Here is a 22,588-nt window from a genome sequence, read left to right as displayed (position 1 = left end):
GGAATGCTGCGTGAACAGCGCGTGAACCGGCCCTCGTGGTGTCCGTGTGACGCCATGATGCTGCCGTGCACACCTGGCCGGACAGCCTCCGCTTCGCCTTCCAGCCCGTGGTCAATCTGGCCACGGGGTCGGCCGCGGCTCTGGAGATACTCGCCCGCCCCGAGTCGGGTGATGTGCTCGCGCGGGCGCATCGCGAGCCCGAGCTCGACGGTGACCTGGCCGCGTTGGCGATCCGCGACGCCGCACGCCGGGAGACGCTGCTGCCGCTGCACGTGAACGTGTTCGCGGGCACGCTGGCCGACCTGGGCGGTCTTGATGCGCTGCGGCGCGCGGTGCAGGACGCGGGCCGCCTGCCGTGGGAGGTGACCGTCGATGTGGGGCCACCGTTCACGCATGTGCCGCACCGCGCCCTCCTGGAGGGCGTCGCAGTGCTGCGCAAGGAGGGCTTCCGGGTCTGTGCCGACGGCGTGGGCGACGGCGACGTACCCCTGCGGCTGCTCGACGAGCTCGCGCCGGACCTGATCAAGCTCGACGCCTCGCTGCTGTCGCGCGGGGCGACGGTGCGGGCCATGCGGACGCTGTGCGAGGAGATCGGTGCGCTGCTCGCGGTCGAGGGCGTGGAGACCGAGACCCAGTGCTTGGCGGCCCGTGACGCCGGGGCGCAGCTCGCGCAGGGCAATCTGTTCGCGCCGCCGGCCCGGCTGCCGATCTCCGAGGTGTACGTGCCCGAACTGCCCCCGGCCGTCGGCTCGTCGCGGCGGACCGGGCCGCCGGTGCGGGACTTCGTGCGCCCCGCGGCGCTGCTGCCCGATTCGGCGTCCGCGGAGCAGGTGCGGCGCCGGCTCACCGGTGCGGCCGAGGTGTCCGGGGTGCTGCTCGTCGACGCCGCCGGGGTGCCGGTGCGGTCGGTGCAGCGGGACCGCTTCCTGCTGTCGCTGTCGACGCGCTACGGGCACGCGCTGTACGCCGACCGGCCCGCCGCGCGGCTCGGCGACCGGCCGCGCACGGTGGGCGTCACCGCGACCGCCTGGGAGGTGCTCGACGTGGTCGCGGACGGCGAGCACGCCCGCACCGCCGACGACGTCGCCGTGGTGGACGACGGCGGACGCTGTGTCGGCGTCGTACGCCTCACCGACCTCGTACGGGCGCTCGCCGAGAGCCGGGTCGAGGAGGCCGCCGGGCTCAACCCGCTGACGCGGTTGCCGGGTTCGGACGCCGTGACGGCCGAGCTGGACCGCTGGGTGGCGCAGGGCCGCGGCTTCGCCCTGAGCTGGCTGGACATCGACGGGTTCAAGCAGGTCAACGACGGTGCAGGGTTCGCGGCGGGCGACGAGCTGATCCGTTCGGTGGGGCGGGCCCTCGCGCGTACGGAGTCGGACGGCGTGCGAGTGGGGCACATCGGGGGTGACGACTTCCTGGTCCTGGCCGATCCGGAGCGGCTCGGTCCGCTCGCGGCCGCCGTGCTCGACGCTCCCTGGTCGGCGGGCGGCAGGGCGGTGACACTGTCGCTGGCCACGGTGGTGTGCCCGCCCGGCAGCGTGCCCGATCACCGGCAGGCCGCCGCGCTGCTCGCCCCGCTCAAGAAGGCCGCGAAGGCGCTCTCCGGGGCGAGTTGGGTCTGCGGCCAGGCGGGGCGCGAAGGTTTCGACGTGCGCCGCGGCGCGCGAGCCACGACCGGCGCGCGCGACCGGAGGGGAGCATCAACCGCCGGTTAACCGTTGCCGTCCACGACCTTGACGCTCCAGTACGGCCGGTGAACACTTCCGGGTGTCAGTCGGCATCGGCGCAAATCGGCCCACCGCTGCTCGGGGCCCTGCCTGCCCCAGGTGCGCTTTCCTGCCGGGTTGCGGCAGGTCAGGGCCGCTCCCCCACGTGTGGTTCCGACTGTTCGGGCACGCTCGTCACGGACGCCGGGCGGGGCGCGGGACTTCCCTGCCTACGGCAGCCGTAGTTCAGAACCAGCCATGGGAAACGCACCCTGCACGGAGGACCGGGGAGCACTGCTCCCCCGGGCGAGGGCCTAGGAGCCGCCATGAGCAACGGAGACATCTTCATCGGTGAGGTCATCGGCACCGCGATCCTGATCCTTTTCGGCGCGGGAGTCTGCGCCGCCGTCACCCTGAAACACTCCAAGGCGAAGGCCTCCGGGTGGGTCGTCATCGCGTTCGGCTGGGGCTTCGGCGTGCTGGCCGGCGCCTATACTGCCGCCCCGCTGTCGGGCGGTCACCTCAACCCCGCGGTCACCATCGGCATCGCGGTCGACACCGGGAAGTGGGACAAGGTCTGGGTCTATCTGCTCGGCCAGATGGTCGGCGCGATGATCGGCGCCGTCCTCGCGTACCTGGTGTATCTCGCGCAGTTCAACGCGAACGTCGCTTCGGATGAGGAGTCCGCGGAGGACGGTCCGACGCCGACGCTCGGCATCTTCTCGACGATCCCCGAGATCCGGAACGTGGTCGCGAACCTGCTCACCGAGGTCATCGCGACGATCGGCCTGGTCCTGCCCATCCTCGCGTTCGGACTCACCAAGGGACTCGGCGAGTCCGGCACCCAGGTGCTGATCGTTGCGCTCCTGGTCGTCGGCATCGGTCTGTCGCTCGGCGGGCCGACGGGTTACGCGATCAACCCCGCCCGCGACCTGGGCCCGCGCATCGTGCACCACTTCCTGCCGATCCCCAACAAGGGGACGTCCGACTGGGGTTACGCTCTCGTCCCGGTCGTCGGGCCGCTCATCGGCGGCGCGCTGGCGGGGGTCATCTACAACGCGGCGTTCTGAAGCAACGCAGCGTTCTGAAGCGCAGAACACTCTCGTACGTCTTCTTACGAAGGGGTAGCCATGCCCGACACTTCCGTGAAGTACGTCGCCGCCATCGACCAGGGCACCACCTCGAGCCGCTGCATCATCTTCAACCAGGACGGCGAGATCGTCGCCGTCGACCAGCGCGAACATCGTCAGATCTTCCCGAAGCCGGGCTGGGTGGAGCACGATGCCACCGAGATCTGGTCCAAGGTCCAGGCCGTGGTCGCGGGGGCGATCGCCAAGGCGGGACTGCGTGCGGACCAGCTCAGCGCCCTCGGTATCACCAACCAGCGGGAGACGACGGTCCTTTGGGACCGGGCGACCGGCAAGCCCGTGCACAACGCGATCGTCTGGCAGGACACGCGGACCTCCGCGCTCTGCAACGAGCTGGGCGGCGCCGACGGACAGGACCGTTTCCGCGAGACGACAGGCCTGCCCCTGGCGAGCTACTTCTCCGGGCCCAAGGCGGCCTGGCTGCTCGACAACGTGCCGGGGCTGCGGGCGAGGGCCGAGCGCGGGGAGCTCGCCTTCGGCACGATCGACTCGTGGCTGATCTGGAATCTCACCGGTGGCACCGACGGCGGCGTGCACGTCACCGACGTCACGAATGCCGGGCGCACCATGCTGATGAGCCTGGAGACCCTCCAGTGGGACCAGTCGATCCTGTCGGCGATGAATGTCCCGGAGTCGCTGCTTCCGGAGATCCGTTCGTCCGCCGAGGTGTACGGGACGGCCGTCGGCCAGCTGGCCGGCGTACCGGTGGCCTCGGCGCTCGGCGACCAGCAGGCGGCCGTGTTCGGGCAGGCCTGCTACGACACCGGTACCGCGAAGAACACCTACGGGACGGGCAGCTTCCTCCTGCTCAACACCGGTAATCGGCCCGTGCCTTCGAAGAACGGCCTGCTCACCACCATGGGGTACAAGATCGGCTCCGAGGCGCCCGTGTACTGCCTCGAAGGGTCGATCGCGATCACGGGCGCCCTGGTGCAGTGGTTCCGCGACCAGCTCGGCATCATCAAGACCGCCGACGAGATCGAGACGCTCGCGGCGAGCGTGGACGACAACGGCGGTGCCTACATCGTGCCCGCGTTCTCCGGTCTGTTCGCGCCCTACTGGCGTTCCGACGCGCGCGGTGTCGTCACCGGCCTCACCAGGTATGTCACCAAGGCGCACCTGGCGCGTGCCGTCCTGGAGGCGACGAGCTGGCAGACCCGCGAGGTCGTCGACGCGATGTACCAGGACTCCGGGGTGCAGATCACGACCCTGAAGGTCGACGGCGGCATGACCAAGAACAACCTGCTGATGCAGCATCAGGCCGACGTCCTGGGCGTGCCCGTGATCCGGCCCAGGGTCTCCGAGACGACGTGTCTGGGCGCCGCGTACGCCGCGGGGCTCGCGACGGGCGTGTGGAACGACCTGGACGAGCTCAAGGCGCACTGGCAGCGCGACGCCGAGTGGACTCCCGCGATGGACGCGGGCGTCCGGGACCGCGAGTACCAGAACTGGCGCAAGGCCGTGGAGAAGAGCTTCGGCTGGCACGCGGACGGAGACGGCGCATAGGCGCATAAGGCCATGTCCCTGCGCGCGTGGTGACGTACAGCCGTCCACGCGCGCGTACGCGGCGGTTCGGACCCCGGTCGGCGGGGGTACGGGCCGCCGCCGTGCGTGCTCAGGTCGCCGCGGGCTGCCTGCGCTCGGCGGCTTCCGCGGCATGGCCGACGACGCCGATCAGCACGTCCTTCACGGACTCCTTGTCGCGCGCGTCGCACAGGACCACGGGGACGTCCGGGTCGAGGTCGAGCGCCTGGCGGACCGCGTCGGCCGGGTGGCGTGCGGCGCCGTCGAAGCAGTTGACGCCGACGATGAACGGTATGGAGCGCCGCTCGAAGTAGTCGACCGCGGCGAAGCAGTCCTCCAGGCGACGGGTGTCCGCGAGGACGACCGCTCCGAGCGCGCCGGTCGACAACTCGTCCCACAGGAACCAGAAGCGGTCCTGGCCCGGTGTGCCGAAGAGGTAGAGCACGAGGTCGTCGCGGAGCGTGATCCGGCCGAAGTCCATCGCGACCGTGGTGGTGCTCTTGCGCTCGACCCCGTCGATGTCGTCCACGGGGCGGCCCGCCTCCGTCAGGAGTTCCTCCGTGCGCAGCGGCCGTATCTCGCTGACCGCGCCGACCAGCGTCGTCTTGCCCACGCCGAAGCCGCCGGCCACCAGGATCTTGAGCGTCACGGGCTCGACGGGGGCCTTTCGGCGCTCAGAACGCCCGAAGATCATGGCTGTGTCTCTCCTGCCTCGCTGGTGTCGCTGTCTCGGGTACTGCTGCTCGCCCCGGGCGGCCCGTAGCCGCCGCCTCCGGGCGTTTCGACGACGAGTACGTCGCCGGGGTCCACGTCGGCCGTGTCGCTGCCGTCGAGGCGGGTGACGGTGCCGTCCACGCGCTCCACGAAGTTGGCGCCGAGCGCTCCGGGGGCGCCACCCGCCATCCCGTAGGGCGGCACCCTGCGGTGCTGGGTCAGCGTGGAGACGGTCATCGGCTCTCGGAAGCGGATGCGTCGCACGGCTCCGTCGCCGCCCGGCCAGCGGCCCGCTCCCCCGCTGCCGCGCCGCACCGCGAACTCCTCCAGGAGGACGGGCAGCCGCCACTCGAGGACCTCGGGGTCGGTGAGCCGCGAGTTGGTCATGTGGGTCTGGACGACGGGCGCCCCGGGGAAGCCGTCTCCTGCGCCGGAGCCGGAGGCCACCGTCTCGTAGTACTGATGGCGCGCGTTCCCGAAGGTGATGTTGTTCATCGTCCCGGACCCCTCGGCCTGCACGCCCAGAGCCCCGTAGAGGGCTCCGGTGATGGCCTGTGACGTCTCCACGTTGCCCGCGACGACCGCGGCGGGCGGCTGGGGCGAGAGGAAGGACCCGGGCGGCACGACGATGTTCAGGGGGCGCAGGCAGCCGTCGTTGAGCGGGATGTCGTCGCCCACGAGCGTGCGGAATACGTACAGGACGGCGGCGTTGACGACGGCGAACGGGGCGTTGAAGTTCGTGGGGAGCTGGTCGGAGGTGCCGGTGAAGTCGACGGTGGCGCTGCGCTGTGCGCGGTCCACGCTCACGCGTACGCGGATGACCGCGCCCGAGTCGGTCTCGTAGCTGAACTCGCCGTCCTCCAGGGCGTCGATGACGCGTCGCACGGATTCCTCGGCGTTGTCCTGTACGTGCTTCATATAGGCGAGCACGACGTCCAGGCCGAAGTTCTCGATCATGCGGGCGACTTCGTCGACGCCCTTCTGGTTGGCCGCGATCTGGGCGCGCAGGTCGGCGAGGTTCGTCCGCGGGTTGCGGGAGGGGTGGGGCGCCTCGGTCAGCAGGCGCAGCGTCTCCTCCTCGCGGAACCGGCCGGCCTCCACGAGCAGCCAGTTGTCGAAGAGCACGCCTTCTTCGTCGATGGTGCGGCTGTTCGCGGGCATGGAGCCGGGGGCGATGCCGCCGATCTCGGCGTGGTGTCCGCGCGAGGCGACGTAGAACAGGATCCGGTCACCGTCCGTGTCGAAGACCGGGGTGATCACGGTGACGTCGGGCAGGTGCGTGCCGCCGTGGTACGGGTCGTTGACGGCGTAGGTGTCGCCGGGCCGCATGGTCGAGCCGCGGCGGCGGATGGCCTCCTTGACGCTGGTGCCCATCGAGCCCAAGTGCACGGGAATGTGCGGGGCGTTGGCGACCAGGCTGCCGTCGGGATCGAAGAGCGCGCAGGAGAAGTCCAGACGTTCCTTGATGTTGACGGACTGCGAGGTCGACTCGAGGCGGGCGCCCATCTGCTCCGCGATCGACATGAACAGGTTGTTGAAGACCTCGAGCCGAACCGGATCGATTTCCGTGCCGAGATCGGAACTCTCTGTAATCGCCGTCCGTTGCATGATCAGGTGGCCGTCGTCCGCGAGGGCCGCCCGCCATCCGTCGTCGACGACGGTCGTCGAGCCGTCCTCGGCGATGATCGCCGGCCCCTGGACGGGCTCGCCGGGCGGGAGTTGGTCCCGGTGGTGGAGGGGTACGTCGCACCAAATTCCGCCGGTGTGCAGGCGGACGGTCGGGGCGGTGGTCGGGGCGGTGGTGCGGGGTGCGAGGTGGGAGAGATCGGGGGGATCGGTCAGGCCAGTGGCTTCTACGGAGAGTGATTCGACGACGAGCGGTCGGTCCAGGGTGAAGGAGTAGTGAGCGCGATGACGTTCTTCGAAGGCGCGGGACATGGCGTCGGGTTCGGCGAGTTCCACGGTGAGCGCGGTGTCCGTGCCGTCATAGCGGAGCTGGGCCCTGCGCACGATCCGAATGCGCTGCTCCGGTACGTCCTCGGCGCGCAGTTCCTCGCGTGCGGCGCTCTCCAGGTCGTCGGCGGTCTTGAGGATGTGCGGCATCGAGGAGGCGTCCACGGTGGACTCGACGGACTGTTCCCGCATGGCCGTGGTGTCGGCGAGCCCGATCCCGAGCGCCGAGAGGACGCCTGCCATGGGCGGCACGAGGACCGTACGGATGCCGAGTTCGGCGGCGACCTTGCACGCGTGCTGCCCACCGGCACCACCGAAGGTGGTGAGCGCGTAGCCGGTGACGTCGTGGCCCTTCTGCACCGAGATGCGCTTCACGGCGTTGGCGATGTTGGCCACGGCGACCTGGAGGTAGCCCTCGGCCACCTGCTCCGGGGTGCGCGCGTCACCGGTCCTTTCGCGGATCTCGCCGGCGAGGGCGGTGAGGCGCTCGCGTACGAGGTCTTCGTCGAGCGGCTGGTCACCCTCGGGGCCGAACACGTGGGGGAAGTGGGCGGGTTGGACGCGTCCGAGGGCGACGTTGGCGTCGGTGACCGTGAGCGGGCCGCCGCCCCGGTAGCAGGCCGGTCCCGGCACCGCGCCGGCCGAGTCGGGTCCGACCCGGTAGCGGCTGCCGTCGAAGTGCAGCACGGAGCCGCCGCCCGCCGCGACGGTGTGGATGTCGAGCATGGGCGCGCGCAGCCGCACCCCGGCGATCTGCGTGGTGAGGACCCGCTCGTACTCGCCCGCGAAGTGCGAGACGTCCGTGGAGGTGCCGCCCATGTCGAAGCCGATGACGCGGTCGAAGCCCGCGCGCCCCGACATCCGGGCCATGCCCACGATGCCGCCTGCGGGCCCGGACAGGATGGCGTCCTTGCCGCGGAACTGCCCGGCCTCGGCGAGCCCTCCGTTGGACTGCATGAACATCAGCCGCACGTCGGGGAGTTGCTCGGCGACCTGGCGTACGTAGCGGCGCAGGACGGGCGACAGGTAGGCGTCGACGACGGCCGTGTCGCCCCGTGGCACCACCTTCATGAGCGGGCTTACCTCGCTGGACAGCGAGATCTGCGGGAAGCCGATGCGCTCGGCCAGGGCGCCGATCTGTCGCTCGTGATCCGGGTGGAGGTGACTGTGCAGGCAGACGACGGCCACCGCCCGAATGCCGTCTTCGTGGACCTGGCGCAGCGAGGCTTCGAGGGAGCCCAGATCGAGCGGGGTGAGCACCTCGCCCCGGGCGTCGACCCGTTCGTCCACCTCGATGACGCGCTCGTGGAGCAGTTCGGGCAGCTCGATACGGCGGGCGAAGATGCGGGGCCGGTTCTGGTAGGCGATCCGCAGAGCGTCGCGGAAACCGCGCGTGATGACGAGGGCGGTCGGCTCGCCGCGGCGCTCCAGGAGGGCGTTGGTGGCGACCGTGGTGCCCATGCGGACGGAGTCGACGAGGTCGCCGGGCCCGCCATCCGGCGCCGACTCCGCGCCCTCACCGAGGAGCTCACGGATCGCGAAGACGGCCGGGTCCCGGTAGCGCGCCGGATGGTCGGAGAGCAGCTTGTGCGTGAGCAGGCGGCCGTCGGGCCGCCGGGCCACGACATCCGTGAAGGTGCCGCCTCGGTCGATCCAGAACTGCCAGCCTGCCACGTGTGTCTCCCGCCGTCCGCCCCGCTCCTGTGCCCCGCAGGCTCCGCTGTCGGATCAGAGCGCTCTGAGGCCGTCGATCACGTCGCGGAGAATACTCGCGTCGGGCAGCTCGGCCGGTGGAACCGGCCGCGTCACGTGGACCAGTTCGTCGTCGACGAGATCCCCGATGAGGACGCGCACCACCCCTACCGGGAGGTCGAGCTCCGCGGCCAGTTCGGCCACGGACTGCGGGGCGTCCTGACAGAGCTCGACGATGTCGACGTGTTCCGGCGACAGCGTCTGGTCGGTCGTCGCGTCGCCTTGGTGCTGTTCGGCGACGACGACCGCGATCAGGTCGAGCCGGTGCTGGGCCGCGCTGCTGGTGCGGCCGCGCGTCATGGCGTACGGGCGAACGACGGGACCCGCGTCGTCGTCGAACCAGTGATGCGTCTCCTGACCGTCTGGTCTCATGCCAACCCACTACCCTCCGGCGGGCAGGTCCGTGCGCCTGGCCGTCCCCAGGTGCGCTCCGACGCGCTTGACCAGCAGGGTCATCTCGTAGGCGACGAGGCCGACGTCGGAGTCCGCTTCGGACAGCACGGCGAGGCAGCTGCCGTCGCCCGCCGCGGTGACGAACAGGAAGGCCTCGTCGAGTTCGACGACCGTCTGCCGGACGCCGCCTGCTTCGAAGTGCCGGCCCACCCCCTTGGCGAGGCTGTGGAATCCGGAGGCCACGGCGGCGAGGTGTTCGCTGTCCTCGCGGCTGAGCCCCTCGGAGACGCCCGTCGGCAGTCCGTCGCCGGAGAGCACCATCGCCTTGCGGATACCGGCGACGCGCTCGACCAGGTCGTCCAGGAGCCAGTTCAGCTCGCCGACAACCCCGTTGGTGGTCCCCGCATTGGCCTTCGGCGCGGTCATCGACCGTCCCCCTCAGAGTTCGTTCCTTGTGCTGTACCGTCGGCGCGCTCATCGCCCGCGGTGTTCTCCGCGCGTCCACGCCGCCAGCCGCGTTGGAGCGAGGCCATACGGCTGCGCACCTCGTCGGCGTCCCGGTCGGTGGGCTGTGCGGAGGGAGTCCTGTCTTCGGCCGGTGCCGCGCTGTCGCCGCGCAGGTCCGGGCCGTCCTTCAACTGCGGGGCCAGGTTGGCCTGCCGGACGCGGCGGGGCAGTCCGCCGGGAGTGGTGCTTGGCGCGGCGGGCTGCTGGGCGTCCGCTGCGGGCTCGGGGGTCTCGCGCGGGGCCTCCGTGTCCGCCACCGCACGGGTGCGGCGCCTGGGGAGGCCGACCGGGGTGGCCCGCTGCCCGTCGCCGACGCTGTTGCCGTCGCGGTTGCCGTCGCGGTTGCCGTTCCCGTTGCCATCGCCGTTGCCCCGGTCGTGCCGCTCGCCCGGTTCGGGCGCGGCGCGGTCGTCCGCGCCAGGTCGGCTGTGGGTCACGGGCCTGCCGTGCGAGCTGACGAGCTTGGGCACGCGCCGGCGCGGCAGCGGCCCCTCCTGGCCGGAGGCCGGGTCCTGCGCGTCGCGGTCCCCGGAGCGGCGCGGGCCGCCCATGTGGCGGGAGGCGGCCGTGCCGTCGGTCCCGGCGCCGTCGTCCTCGGCCTGCTGGTGCTGCTCACCGGGAGGCCCGGCCACGGCTCGGCGGGGGCGGAACAGGCCGCCGCGCTCGCTGTCGTCGTCGCCCAGGGCGCCGGGGAACCGGGTCATGTCGGAGGTCGTCAGCGGGGCCTCCAGCTCGACCGGCCCGTTGAGGACGGAGGCCGGCAGACCGGGCAGCCCGGCCACGGAGCCCGACTTCGGTTGGGTCACCGAAGGGGGCGTGCGGCGCAGCGCGTTGGGCCGGTCGAGACGGAAGCCGGCGCCCTCGGTGTCGGGGGCGTCCGTGAGCAGGGAGTCCGGGATGAAGACCACCGCGGTGGTGCCGCCGTAGGGCGACGGCTGGAGGGAGACGCGGATGTGCTGCCGCTGGGCGAGGCGGCTGACCACGAACAGGCCGAGCCGGTCGGTGTCGGAGAGTTCGAACTCCGGTGTCTCGGCAAGGCGCAGGTTGGCGTCGAGCAGCGCGTCGGGGGCCATGCCGAGGCCGCGGTCGTGGATCTCCAGAGTGAAGCCGTTCGCGACGCGCTCGCCGACCACCTGCACGGCGGTGTGCGGGGGCGAGAACACCGTGGCGTTCTCCAGGAGTTCGGCGACGAGGTGAGTGAGGTCGGCGACGGCCGGTCCCGTCACGGCGATCCGCGGCAGCCGCCGTACCTCGATGCGCTCGTAGTCCTCCACCTCGGCGACGGCTGCCCGCACGATGTCCATGAGCTGGACCGGTCTGCGCCACTGCCGGGACGGAGCGGCGCCGGAAAGGATCACCAGGCCCTCCGCGTGGCGGCGCATCCGGGTGGTGAGGTGGTCGAGGCGGAACAGGTCGGCGAGCTCGTCGGTGTCCTCGGTCCTGCGCTCCATCGTGTCGAGCAGGGTCAGCTGCTTGTGCAGCAGGACCTGGCTGCGCCGGGCGAGGTTGACGAACACCTCGGAGACGCCGCGGCGCAGCTCGGACTGCTTGACGGCTGCTTCGACGGCGGATCGCTGCAAGGTGTTGAGCGCTTGGCCGACCTGGCCTATCTCGTCCCGGTCGTATTCGAGGCGCGGCGCCTCGGTCTCCACGTCGACCTCGTCCCCCGCGGCGAGGCGGCGCATCACACCGGGGAGCCGCACACCGGAGGCCTCGTGCGCCTCGAGACGGAGCCGGCGCAGGTCGCGGACGAGCCCGCGGCCGATGCGTACGGAGAGATACAAGGAGACGAGGAGGGCAAGCAGACCGAGCACTCCGGCGACGCCCGCCCGCAGCAGGACGCCGACGGCCTCCGGGCGGGCGCGGTCCTGGTAGCGCTCGGTCGCGGCGGTGTCCCGGTCGACGAGTTCATCGAGCACGGGCTGCGAGGCCCTGTCCCAGCTCCGCGCGGTGACGCCCCTCGGTGTGCCGGGAGAGCCGTTCACGACCGCTTCCTCGGCGGTGCGCAGCGGGTTGGTGTCCGGGCTCTTCCAGTACCGCTGATAGCGGGAGCGCTCGGAGTCGGGCAGGAGCGCGAGATTGCTCTCGTAGAGGAGGGAACGCTGGGCGACGAGGTCGGAGACCTGCCGCAGTTCCTGCTGGGTGAACCGGCGGGCGACGAGACCCGAGCCGACCAGCGCGTCCTCCTGCGACAGGAGTTCGCGTGCCTTGAGTACGCCGACGAGGGCGCGCGCCTGGCGTTCCACCTTCGCGTCGTCGAGGGCGGTGAGGTCGAGCAGGAAGTCGTACGTGGGCGCGATGAGGCGGTTGTAGAACTCGAGGGCCTGGGCACGGGTCACGGTGCCTTCGTCGACGTTCCGACGGAGCGAAGCGATCCCTTCGAGGCCCTCGACGGCGTTGTCGAGGGAGACCCGGGCGTCGCCGTCCAGGCTGTCGCGGATGTCGCCGTCGCGCGCCCTCTCCTTGATCCGGGTGATCGACTCGTCGGCCGTGGTCCGCTTGGCCCGCAGCGCCGACTGGGCGTCGGAGGCGCGGGGGTCGGCGAGATAGACGAGCGTCTCGCGGCGTTCCGCCTGCAGCGTGCGGCTCGTGGCGACCAGCGGGTAGGCGACCGAGTCGATCGCCTGGCCCGCGGAGATCAGCTGGACGGCGGCGCGCCCCGTGATCACCGTGGCGAAGGCCCAGATGGCCGTCAGCGACAGCAACGGCACCAGCAACAACGCCACGATCTTCCGGCGGATGGACTTCCCGCGAAAGCGCATGGCCTCCCCCAGATCGACCCCTCTGCCTTCAGGGGCACACATGTGCGTCAACAAACGGCGCGAGCCTACTACTGAGACAGGAGCAACTCGAAGACCTGTCCGGATGATGTCCGAGTGAACTGTGGTGCTGACATCACGAGTTGTCCGGCATTACGGGAGATTCCCTCCGCCCCTGGCCCTCCTCGGCGAGGATCACCATCGGTCCGTCCTGTCGGAGAGTTGGCCGGAATCCTGCGCACCGCCCACCCGGAACAGGCGAGTTCCCCGAACCGGGAATCTCCCCGGCCCGCCGTTCGTCTTCATTGAGGGAGGGGCAACTCGACGGCGTAAAGCACGGCAATTCGGGCAGTCACTGTGCAGTGCCGATGCGAGGCATCGGCTTGAGGGTCGTTGAGGGCCCACGAGCGGTGGGGAGTGACGTGGCGATGGGCACGGCGGAGCAGAACGGACTGTGGGTCGAGGAGCCGGCGCGTCGACGCCGGATGCCCGATCCCGTACGGACGTCCGCGGTGCGGGCCGTCCTCATAGTCTCGCTCACCATGATCCAGGCCATGATCGCCGTGTTGTGCACGCTGACCGACTCCTGGCTGGCCTTCCCCATGGTGCTCAGCAGCGTGGGGAGCACGGTGGCGGCGACGTGGGGCGTCCTGGACGTCTGGGTGACGCGTCAGGTGTGGAACCAGCGGCACGGCGTCGTCTCGGTCCCGGCCAGCACGGCCCGGCAGTTGCGCAAGGAGCGCCGCCAGGCCCGCCGTGCCGCGAGGTCGCGGCGCAGCGTCGAGCGGCCCGACCCGGTCAACATACGCAGGCGCGGCGGGGCCGGGCAGCTGACCCACTCCTGAGCCGCCCCGCCGCACGGTCGGGCGTCAGCCGTCAACCGGCCGCTTGTACATCCGGGTGGCCGTGATCTCGCCGTGCACCGTCTCGCCTTCGGGATCCTGCTGCGGCAGACCCGGACGCAGGTGCTCCTCCACACTGATGTACTTCAGACCGGCCCGAAGGTCCGCGTCATTGCGCATCCGGATCACCAGGGGGAACTCGGCGAGCGCCGTCGTGTCGAACAGGCCGGTGGTGTACAGGAGTTGCACACCGAGCGCGTTGGACACCGCACGCTGCAGTTCGAGCAGATACGTGGCGTTGGCGCGGCCGATCGGATTGTCGAGGAACAGCGTGCCCGCGTGGCGGTGCTTGTCGCGGCCCCGGTCGTTGGAGCGCAGCGCGGCCATCGTGCAGTACAGGGCGATGGCCGCGGTGAGCAGCTGACCGCCGGAGAAGACGTCGCCCATCTGTCCGACGGGGACGCGCTCGGCGCGCAGCACCGCGTCCGGCTTCAGGATCTCGACGGCGATCCCCTTGGGCTGAAGTGCCGCACTGACGCCGCGCAGCAGCAGGGACATGCCGTCGCGGCGCAGGTCGGAGTTCTTCTTCACGGCCGCGCTGGTCGCCTCGTCGATGACCTCGCCGAGCCGCTCGATCAGCGTGGCCTGGTCGGGCTCCTCGAAGCGGATCCGCAGGAACTCCTGTCCGGACCACTCGCCGAGCCCCTCGGGCAGCCGGGACAGGCGCTGGGCGGAGCGGAGGGTCGCGAGCGAGGACTCCACGAGGCCGCGCAGCCGGTCCACGATCGAGTCGCGGTTGCGCTCCAGCTGAGCCAACTCGTCGGTGAGGACGCGCAGTCGGGGCGCGAACGCGTCGGCCCACTTCTGCGCGTGCTCGGGGAGGGCGGACGCGGGCAGTTCGCGGATCTGCTGACGTGCGGGCGTACGCACCTGCTCGTACCGCGTCGAGTTCGCGTGCCGGACGAGGATGTCGCTCGCCTCGCGGACCGCCGCCTCGGCCGCGGACAGGTCGGCGGCGCAGCCGCGCAGCGAGCGCCGGGTCTCGGCCGCCGACTGGCGTGCCTCCTCCAGGGTGCCGGGGTAGGGCTCCGGCTCGTCCTGCTCCTCGGCCGGGTCCGCGTGGTCGCGCAGCAGGTCGCGCAGGAGCGCCGCGGTCTCGTCGAAGCCCCCGGCCCCGTCCTCGGCGGCACGGTGCGCGTCCAACAGCTCGGCGTGGGCGGCGCGGGCGGTGCTCAACGCGTCGGTACGCACGGCGAGTTCGGTGGTGGCCGTGCGCAGCAGGGTCTGCGCGTGCTCGGTGTCGGAGGGGACGAGGTCCTCGGGCAGCTCCGTGTGCGCGTCGCCGTCCTCGGGCGCGTGCCGCTCGGCCTCGCCGCGCAGCCGGCCGAGCTGCTCGCTCGCGGTGGAGGCGCGGGTCTCCAGGAGCTGGACGAGCTCCTCGGCGCGGGCGGCGGCGGCCTGCCGGGAGGGGCCGTCCGCGCCTTCGGAGGTTTCCAGCAGGGCGGCGGCGCGGGTGCGCACCTTGTTGCTGAGCCGGTCCAGCTCGGCGAGCGCCGCGGACTCGTCGGACTCGGCGCGGGCCTGCTCGGCCCGCAGGTCGGCGCCGACGCCCACCTTTTCGTAGACCTGGGACGCGGCCCGGTACGCCTCGCGCAGCGCGGGCAGCGACGCCTGGGGCGCCTCTCCCTCCGGTACGTCGTCGGGGGCGCCGGCGATCTCGGCGCGCTCGGCGCGCAGGGTGCGGGCGGTGCGGCGGGCGTCGTCGGCGGAGCGCTGGGCGGCTCGGCGGTCCTCGTCGGCCGAACGCGCGTGCTCCAGGCAGGACTGGGCGCGGGCCTCCGACTCGACGGCCTCGTCGGCGAGTTCGCGGACCTTGGCCTGCCAGCCGGCGCGCTCGCGCAGGCGGAACGCGAGTCCGGCGAGCGCGTCGGCGGCACGGCGGGCCTTCTGCGCCGCCTCCTGTCGCTCGTCGCGCACGCGGGTCGCCTCGGCAGCCGACTCGTCGGCCTCGGCGCGCAGGGTGCGGGCCTCGGCGAGCTCGGCCTCGGACTCCTCGGCGAACGTACGGGCCTCACCGGCCGCGGCGGCGAGTTCGGCAAGGCGGCCCGTGGGGCAGCCGGAGCGCCAGGAAGTGAGGCGCGCCGCCAGTTCGCGGTCCTTGGCGAGGCGCCCGGCGAGCGTCCGGATCTCCTCGTCGCGCCGGGCCGCGCGCTCGCGCAGCGCCTGCCGCTCCTCGTCGGCGGCGTGCTCGTCGTGCATGGCCGGGTTCGGCGGGACGAGGAAGACGGCCGCGTCCCTGGAGGAGGACGCGTCCTCGGACGGGGTCGGGGCGAGCAGCGCGGCGGCGGTGCCGACGGCGACGGCGGAGCGGGGCAGCAGGGCCGCACCGGCGAGCGCCTCCCGGGCCCGCTCATGGGCCGCCGGGTCGGTGATCACGACGCCGTCGACCAGCTCGGGCCGGGCGGCGAGCACGCGCGCGTGGTCGGTCGGATCGACGGACTGAGCGAGGTAGCGCCAGCCAGGCAGGGCCGGGATGCCGTGCTCACCGAGGAACTCCACGGTGGCCAGCACGTCGGGGCCCGGCGGGAGCAGGCCGCCGTCACCCAGGGCGCCCAGGATCCGGGAGTCGTCGGCCGCGGCCGTACGCAGCTCGAACAGCTGCCGCTCGGCGGTGGTCACGGTGTCGTCGAGGAGCGCCTTCAGGTCGTCGGCGGCGCGGTCCAGGTCTTCGGCGGTGAGGGTGGCATCGGAGGTTCCGAATGCCTCATCAACGGCGGACCCGTCCTCCCCGGCCGTGGAGGACGCGGACCGCCCACCCACACCGAGGAGTTCGGCCAGCCGCTCCTCCCCCGCGAGGGAGGCGGCCGCTCGCTCCTCCGCCTGGTGGGCCTGTTCCGCGGCGCTCGCGGCGTCGGCGGCGCGGGCCGCCGTCAGCTCGGCTCGCGACTCGACGGCAGCGGCCTCGCGCGCGTGCTCGGACGCCCGGCGTGCGGCCTCGCGCGCGGTGTCCCACGCGGCGACGGTGGTCTTCTCCGCGTCGGCCGCTGCGAGCGCGGCGCGGGCCGGGTCGGCGTCGGGCGCGCTGTCGTCGATCCACCCGGCGCGCACGGCCTCGGTGGTCTCCTGCTCGACCTCGGTCAACCGCTGGCGCAGGTGCCCGAGTTCACTACGGGCACGCTGGGCCTCGGTGGCCGCTGCCGTCGCGTCGCGGTGCGCGGTCTCGCCCGCCTCCTGGAGGACGGCGGAGCGCTCCTCCTCCTCGTTCGCGTGCGTTTCGGCCTGCTCGGCGGCGCCGTGCAGCGCCCGGACGAGTTCCGACGCGGCCTTCGCGCGGGCCGCGAGCGCGGGGGCGGCGTCGCGCTCGGCCTCGCGGATGGCGACCGCCACGCGCGCGGAGCGGTCCGCGGCGGCGCGGTGGCGCAGGACGGCCTCGGCGGCCTGCCAGGCGGAGTGGAGCCCCCGCGCGTCGGCCAGCTCGCGCTTCTGCGCGGCGGCGGCCTTCTCGGCTCCGGCGAGCGCCAAGGAGGCGTGGCGGTAGGCGAGTTCGGCGGCGATCAGGGAGCTGCGCTCGCGCGCCGACTCCGCTTCGGTGACGGTGCCCGAGGCAGCGGTGACCTGCTGGGCCAACTCCCCGGTGCGACCGCGCTCGACGGCGGCGCGTGCGGACAGACGGCGGGCGAGCGTGCGCGTGCGGCGCTCGGCGGCGGTGTGGATGTCCCGCGCGCGTGCCCGCGTGTCGGCGGCCTCCACGATGCGGGTGAGCAGATCGACGGAGCCCGCGGTGAAATCGCGCTCGGCGATCAGCTCGGAGCGCCGCCCCAGCTTGTTCCCGAACCCGCTCACCAGGTCGGCGAGGCCGTCCGTGTCCCGCGTGTCGGTCACGGCGCGCAGCAGCAGGTCGGTGAAGTCGGAGTCCTTCTTGACGGCGAAGAGGCCCGCGGCCTCGCCCTCGTCCGCGTTCATCTCCCGCTGGTAGCGGAAGAGTTCGGGGTCGAGGCCCAGGTCACCGAGGTGCTCGTTCCACCGGTCGTGGATCTCCTCCCAGTGCACCTCCAGGTGCGGGTACGCCTTCACGGCGTCCATGAGGGCGTCGCGGAAGCCCTTCATGGTGCGGCGCCGCCCCTGCGCGCCCGAGGCGCCCTCGGAGACGGGACGTACGGCGCTGGCCTCGGCGACCGGCAGCGAGTCGAGGCTCAGACCGGGTCCTGGCCGGAACGAGTACCAGGCCTCGGCGAACTTCCGCGGGTCGTTGGAGACCTGCCGCCCCCGCCACTCGCTGACCTTGCCGACGACCACGCACTCGCCGGTGAGCGTGTGCTGCCACTCCAGGGCGACGTGTCCGCAGTCGTCGGCGAGGAGGAATTTGCGCAGCACACCGGAGCTGGCGCCGCCCAGCGTGTTCCGGTGGCCGGGCAGCATGACCGAGAAGATCAGCTTGAGCAGGACCGACTTGCCGCCGCCGTTCTCCAGGAAGAGCACTCCGGCCGGCGCGGGGCGGCGCGGCGGGCCGACGGGCTCGTCCTCGAAGAACTCCGCCTGGGTGGGTGCGGGGTCGGGCACGGGCTCGCCGACGCCCCGCAGGTCAAGCACGGTGTCGGCGTAGCGTGCACCGGCGGGCCCGATGGAGTAGAGGCGAACCCGGGACAGCTCGTACATGGCGGACTCTCGTGGTAGGTACGGAAGTTCAGAAGGTCAGGAGTGGAACGGCAGGCCCGCGTCGGCGGCGATCCCGGTCGCTTCCTCGTCCATCGGCGGCACCAGGCTCGCGGACCCGTCGGTGACGGGAACGACGCCCAGCTCGAGAAGTTCGGCCATGGCGGCCGTGCCGGCCATGTCGCGGACCTGGAGCTGGTAGCGGGCGGTGGTGCGGTACGTGCCGCCCGAGTCGTCGCCGGTTCTCTGCAGGAAGCCGGAGTCGGTGAGGAAGGCGACGGCCTTGCCGACGATGCCGGTGGTCGAACTGGCGAGGCGGCGCGTGTCCTTGGTGGCGCCCGTGGAGCTGCGCCGCGCCCAGATCCGCCAGGCCGCTTCGAGCCCGGGGGCCTCGGTCGCCGGGTCGGTGTTCTCGCCGGTCTCCTCGGCCCGCTCCTCCAGCTTGCGGCAGGCCTGCCGGACGAAGGCGTCCACGCCGTTGACACTCACGCGGCCGATGTAGCCGTCGTCGGCGAGGTCCTCGGGGCGCGGGAAGGCGAGCGCGGCGACCGCGAGATGGGCGAGGCCGTGCAGGAAGCGGTCGGTGGAGTCCGCGGTCGTCCGGCGCGCGTAGTCGCCCATGCGGACCGCGAACACGGAGTCCTCGGCGGCGGTCACGGCCATCCCCGCGCGCGGGGACACCTCCAGGACGACGAGGCCGAGCCCGGTGGCCACGGCGTCGGCGAGCCGGGCGAAGGGCGGGTCCTCGCGGTAACGGCGCAGCAGCTCCCCGTACTCCTGGTCACGGGAGGGCTGCAGCTTCGGCTGGAGGCCGAAGGAGACCAGACGCGCCGCGTCGGCGGCGTCGGCCGGGGTGACGGGCGCCTGGGCCTTGGCCGAGCCCGAAGCGTCGGGCTCGCCCCATTCGGCGTGCTCTTCGGCGTACTCGGTCACGGGTGGTGCTCCTTCATGGGTGCTGCGTAAGAGTTCATGCGCGCTACGTAGAAGTTCATGCGTGCCACGTGGTTCATGCGCGCTACGTAGAGGTGGGTTGCCATCACGCGGCCTCCGTCCGGCCGGCGGCCATCCCGACCGCGTCGAGCAGGGCCGTGCCCACGATGAGGTCGGCGCCGCCGAACTCCGGGTCGTCGAGCTCGGTGCCGTCGTCCACGGCGAAGAGCAGCTTCTCCTCGCCCTGGCGGTAGGCGGTGCCGACCGGCGGGCTCGCCGCGTGGACCGCCAACAGGGCCACCAGATAAGGCAGTTCGGTGTCGCGCTTGCGGGCGTCCGCGAGCAGCCCGGACAGCCGGCGCGGCGCGTCCGACGGCAGGTCGAGCAGCTCCATGGCGCCCGCGAGCTGCTCCTCGCTGAACCGGCTGTCGTCCGGCGTGGCGATGAGGTCCGGCTCGGGCATCTCCGCGCCGAGGTGCTCGCGCTCCATGGGCGGCGTGAGCAGTATGTCGACCAGGTCGCCGACGCGTACGGACACGGGCGTACGAAGGCCGGTGCCGCGCGCGAAGAACGCGTCGGTCGCCTTCTTCGCGCTCTCCACCGGCAGCGGCAGCAGCGGCGCGAGGAGCTGCCCGTACAGATCGAGGCCCGCGCGCGCGGAGGGCGCCGTGAAGGCCTGCCGGTCCTGCTCGGCGCGGAACAGCGGACCGGCCTCCAGGAGGCGCGACTGCAGCTGCGTGTGACGGCGGATGCAGTCCTTGACGATGTCGACGAGCTCAGCGGCGCGGCGCTTCTGCTCCGGCTCCTCCGACTCGTCACGGGCCTTGCGGATGTTCGTCAGGATCGCGTTCTCGTGCCGGTAGCGGTCCGCGACGTGCTCGAGCGCCTCGGCGATCATGTCGGGCACGGCCTGCAGCCAGTCGACGGCGCGCACATTGCGGCGCGTCGCGTCCAGCGCCTTGCGGAGCGTCTCCGAGTACTGCACGGTCCGGTACCTGGCCTGCTCGGCGGCGAGCTGCGCGTCCGCGAGCCGGCCGCGGCTGATCAGCACCTCCAGCTTGACCTCGGCGGCGATCTGCGCGCTCGTGACGTCCGTGTCGAGGGCGCCGACCAGGACGTTCACCGCCTCGTCCGTCGTGCGCAGGTAGACGCTGCCCCCGTAGCCGGGGACCTCCTCGATCAGCTTGAAGTCGTAGTCACGCCGTACGTAGGAGCCGTCCTGCGCGAACGTGCCGTACACGGCGCGGAAACCGCGGTCCACGCTGCCGACGTTGATCAGGTTCTCCAGGACCCAGCGGGCCACCCGCTCGTGCTCCGCGGCGGGCCGCTGCGGGGCCTGTGCCGCGATGCGGGGCACGAGCCTGGCCACTATCTGCTCGTGGTCGGCGCCCGTGTCGAAGTCCATGTTCAGTGTGACGAGGTCGATGGCGGACAGCGCCACCTCCGCCATCCCGTACGTCGAGTACTCGCCGGCGAGATTGGCCTTGCGCACGTCCAGATCGTGCAGCGGCGCGGTGCACGCGAGCGCGCGAAGGCGGCGCGCGAGCCCTTCGTCGGCGGCCGGGCCCGGTGCGGGGCGCGGCCCCGCGCTGAGCTGGGGCGGAACGGATTCCGTGCTGGCAGGCGAAGTCACGGAGCACAGGGTATGCGCTGGGTCTGACAACGGTCGAAACGGCGCAGATGCGACGGCTTTCGGGACTGCCCGCGACGGGCCTCGAAAGGGAGCTACCCGTCCTTCGGCATCCGCTGCCGGTACGCCTCGACGAGCCCGTCGCGGGAGTCGTCGAGGTACTCGCCGAGCAGCGTCTCAGCCGTGTCCCTGCGGCCCTCGCGCAGCATCTCGACGAGTTCCAGATTGCGCGCCAGGTACGGCTCGTGGAGGCGTTGCGGGTCGTCCACGACGTGGAACGCGAGCCGCAGCTCGGCCAGGACACTGCGCATCAGTTCGTCGGTGCGCTCGCTGCGCGCCAGAGCGACGAGTTCGCGGTGGAAGTGGATGTTGGCGGTCGAGACGCTCTTCCACTCGCGCCGCTCGGCCGCCCGATGTCCGTCGGCGACGGCTCCGGCGACCCGGTCGAGCGCGTACGGCGGGTCTCCCAGGGACCGTACGACGGCGCACTCGACCATGCGCCGGGTCCGGTAGATGTCCTCGACGTCGTCGACGCTCAGGACGCGCACGAAGACCCCGCGGTTCAGCCGGTGTTCGAGCAGCCGCTCGTGCGTGAGCAGCCGGAACGACTCACGGAGCGTATTGCGGGACACCCCGAGGGCGCCTCCGATGCTGTCCTCCGACAGGCGCGTGCCGGGCGGGAAGTAACCTTCCGCGATCCGGCTCCGCAGGATGTCCGCGACGCGCTCCGCTGTGCTGGTGCGTCCCAGCAGCGCGCGGTCGTCCGCGAGGGCGTTGAGTTCGTCCATGGCCACGGCCGAATTCAAGCGCAGTTCCAGGAACGAGACAACGTGGTATCGATGGATCGTTCAACGACACCTCGAACGTCTCAGGACACGACCGTCTTCAGAGCCGTGAGCAGCCGCTCCACGTCCTCCGCGCTGCTGTAGGGGGCGAGCCCCACGCGGATGCCGCCCGTGTCCCCGAGGCCGAGCCGCCGCGAGGCCTCCAGCGCGTAGAAGGAGCCGGCGGGGGCGTCGATGCCGTGATCGGCCAGGTGCCGGGAGATCTCGGCCGGGCTCCGGCCCTCGACCGTGAACAGGAGGGTGGGGGTGCGCCGCTCCGCACGCGAGTACAGGGTGACGCCGCCGAGGTCCGCGAGCCCTCGCTCCATGCGCTGCCGCAGCGCGTCCTCGTGCTCCTCCAGGGCCGCGAAGGAGGCGATGAGGCGCTCCCTGCGGCTGCCGCGCGTACCCGTGGACAGGTCCGCGAGGAAGTCCACGGCGGCGCTCGCACCCGCCAGCAACTCGTAAGGAAGCGTGCCGAGTTCGAAGCGCTCCGGTACGGCGTCGCTGGACGGCAGCAGCTTGTCGGGGCGCAGCGATTCGAGCAGTTCGGCTCGGCCGGTGAGCACGCCCAGGTGCGGGCCGAGGAACTTGTAGGGCGAGCAGACCAGCGTGTCCGCGCCGAGCGCCGCCAGGTCGACCGCGGCATGCGAGGCGTAGTGCACCGCGTCCACGTGGAACAGGCCGCCCACTTCGTGGGTGAGGGCGGCCAGGGCGGACAGGTCGGGCCGCGTGCCTATCAGGTTGGACGCGGCGGTCACGGCCACCAGGCGGGTACGTTCCGAGAGCACCGCCTTGAGGTGCTCGGGCCGCAGCTCGCCCGACTCCGGGTCGAAGTCGGCCCACCGTACGGTGGCGCCCGCCGCCTCGGCCGCCTGGATCCACGGGCGGATGTTGGAATCGTGGTCGAGCCGGGTGACGACCACCTCGTCGCCCGGCCCCCAGGTCTTGGCGAGCGTACGGGACAGGTCGTAGACGAGCTGCGTGGCGCTGCGCCCGAACACGACGGTCCCGGGCGTGGTGCCGAGCAGATCGGCCAGTGCCGCACGGGCCTCGACGACGATCCCGTCGGCGCGACGCTCGCCCTCCGTCGTCTGCCCCCGGTTCGCCAGCGGCCCGGTCAGCGCCGCGGTGACGGCCTCGATGACCGGCGCGGGCATCTGGGTGCCGCCCGGCGCGTCGAAGCGGGCCGTGCCGGATTTCAGGGCGGGTATCCGTGCGCGGACGGCGGCGATGTCGAGGGCCATGGCTCA

13 protein-coding genes and 1 pseudogene are annotated in these 22,588 nt (G+C 72.1%); 4 read left to right on the top strand and 10 right to left on the bottom strand.

The genetic code is table 11. The annotated features are described in order from the left end of the window. Window positions 1-65 precede the first annotated feature (65 nt). From ACOKM3_RS33905 to glpK, 3 genes are all read left to right on the top strand, one after another. Entirely contained in the window at window positions 66-1,715 is a 1,650-nt protein-coding gene (locus tag ACOKM3_RS33905) for an EAL domain-containing protein (RefSeq protein WP_426905049.1), read from the top strand. 317 nt (window positions 1,716-2,032) lie between these two features. Further along, window positions 2,033-2,776 carry an MIP/aquaporin family protein gene (locus ACOKM3_RS33900; protein WP_426905048.1) on the top strand — a complete coding sequence of 248 codons (744 nt, stop codon included), beginning with the start codon at window positions 2,033-2,035 and terminating at the stop codon, window positions 2,774-2,776. 60 nt (window positions 2,777-2,836) lie between these two features. Beyond that, window positions 2,837-4,360 (top strand): glycerol kinase GlpK, encoded by a 1,524-nt coding sequence (glpK, locus tag ACOKM3_RS33895; RefSeq protein ID WP_426905047.1) that lies wholly within the window; start codon window positions 2,837-2,839, stop codon window positions 4,358-4,360. A 109-nt stretch (window positions 4,361-4,469) separates the two neighbouring features. Here glpK and ACOKM3_RS33890 read toward each other — a convergent pair whose 3' ends face one another. The 5 genes and pseudogenes from ACOKM3_RS33890 to ACOKM3_RS33870 form a co-directional block, all read right to left on the bottom strand. Beyond that, window positions 4,470-5,072 carry a GTP-binding protein gene (locus tag ACOKM3_RS33890; protein WP_426905046.1) on the bottom strand — a complete coding sequence of 201 codons (603 nt, stop codon included), beginning with the start codon at window positions 5,070-5,072 and terminating at the stop codon, window positions 4,470-4,472. Continuing rightward, a pseudogene (locus ACOKM3_RS33885) lies at window positions 5,053-8,719 on the bottom strand (hydantoinase B/oxoprolinase family protein). The gene ACOKM3_RS33890 and the pseudogene ACOKM3_RS33885 overlap by 20 nt, the downstream one beginning before the upstream one ends. Before the next feature lie 54 nt (window positions 8,720-8,773). Continuing rightward, window positions 8,774-9,169 carry a DUF742 domain-containing protein gene (locus tag ACOKM3_RS33880; RefSeq protein WP_426905045.1) on the bottom strand — a complete coding sequence of 132 codons (396 nt, stop codon included), beginning with the start codon at window positions 9,167-9,169 and terminating at the stop codon, window positions 8,774-8,776. 9 nt (window positions 9,170-9,178) lie between these two features. Continuing rightward, window positions 9,179-9,616 (bottom strand): roadblock/LC7 domain-containing protein, encoded by a 438-nt coding sequence (locus tag ACOKM3_RS33875; protein ID WP_426905044.1) that lies wholly within the window; start codon window positions 9,614-9,616, stop codon window positions 9,179-9,181. After that, window positions 9,613-12,459 carry a sensor histidine kinase gene (locus ACOKM3_RS33870; RefSeq protein ID WP_426905043.1) on the bottom strand — a complete coding sequence of 949 codons (2,847 nt, stop codon included), beginning with the start codon at window positions 12,457-12,459 and terminating at the stop codon, window positions 9,613-9,615. The genes ACOKM3_RS33875 and ACOKM3_RS33870 overlap by 4 nt, the downstream gene beginning before the upstream one ends. Window positions 12,460-12,824: 365 nt before the next feature. Between ACOKM3_RS33870 and ACOKM3_RS33865 the strand changes: the two genes are divergently transcribed. Beyond that, entirely contained in the window at window positions 12,825-13,301 is a 477-nt protein-coding gene (locus ACOKM3_RS33865; protein ID WP_426905042.1) for a hypothetical protein, read from the top strand. Window positions 13,302-13,325: 24 nt separating this feature from the next. On the opposite strand, the gene ACOKM3_RS33860 is transcribed toward ACOKM3_RS33865, so the two are convergent. From ACOKM3_RS33860 to ACOKM3_RS33840, 5 genes are all read right to left on the bottom strand, one after another. After that, a complete protein-coding gene (locus tag ACOKM3_RS33860; RefSeq protein ID WP_426905041.1) occupies window positions 13,326-17,954 on the bottom strand; it encodes a coiled-coil domain-containing protein in 4,629 nt (1,542 codons plus the stop codon). 36 nt (window positions 17,955-17,990) lie between these two features. Then, window positions 17,991-18,884 carry a hypothetical protein gene (locus tag ACOKM3_RS33855; protein WP_426905040.1) on the bottom strand — a complete coding sequence of 298 codons (894 nt, stop codon included), beginning with the start codon at window positions 18,882-18,884 and terminating at the stop codon, window positions 17,991-17,993. A 103-nt stretch (window positions 18,885-18,987) separates the two neighbouring features. Then, window positions 18,988-20,514 (bottom strand): hypothetical protein, encoded by a 1,527-nt coding sequence (locus ACOKM3_RS33850; protein ID WP_426905039.1) that lies wholly within the window; start codon window positions 20,512-20,514, stop codon window positions 18,988-18,990. Window positions 20,515-20,606: 92 nt separating this feature from the next. Next, entirely contained in the window at window positions 20,607-21,299 is a 693-nt protein-coding gene (locus ACOKM3_RS33845) for a GntR family transcriptional regulator (protein WP_426906965.1), read from the bottom strand. Between the two features lie 80 nt (window positions 21,300-21,379). Further along, complete coding sequence (locus ACOKM3_RS33840; RefSeq protein ID WP_426905038.1) at window positions 21,380-22,582, bottom strand: cysteine desulfurase-like protein; 1,203 nt, start codon at window positions 22,580-22,582, stop codon at window positions 21,380-21,382. Between the last annotated feature and the right edge of the window lie 6 nt (window positions 22,583-22,588).

The organism is Streptomyces nidicola, assembly GCF_050106155.1.
In the GTDB taxonomy this organism is placed as follows: domain Bacteria; phylum Actinomycetota; class Actinomycetes; order Streptomycetales; family Streptomycetaceae; genus Streptomyces.
The sequence above is the reverse complement of the archived record's forward strand: the minus strand, read 5'-3'. Positions and strand labels throughout refer to the sequence as shown.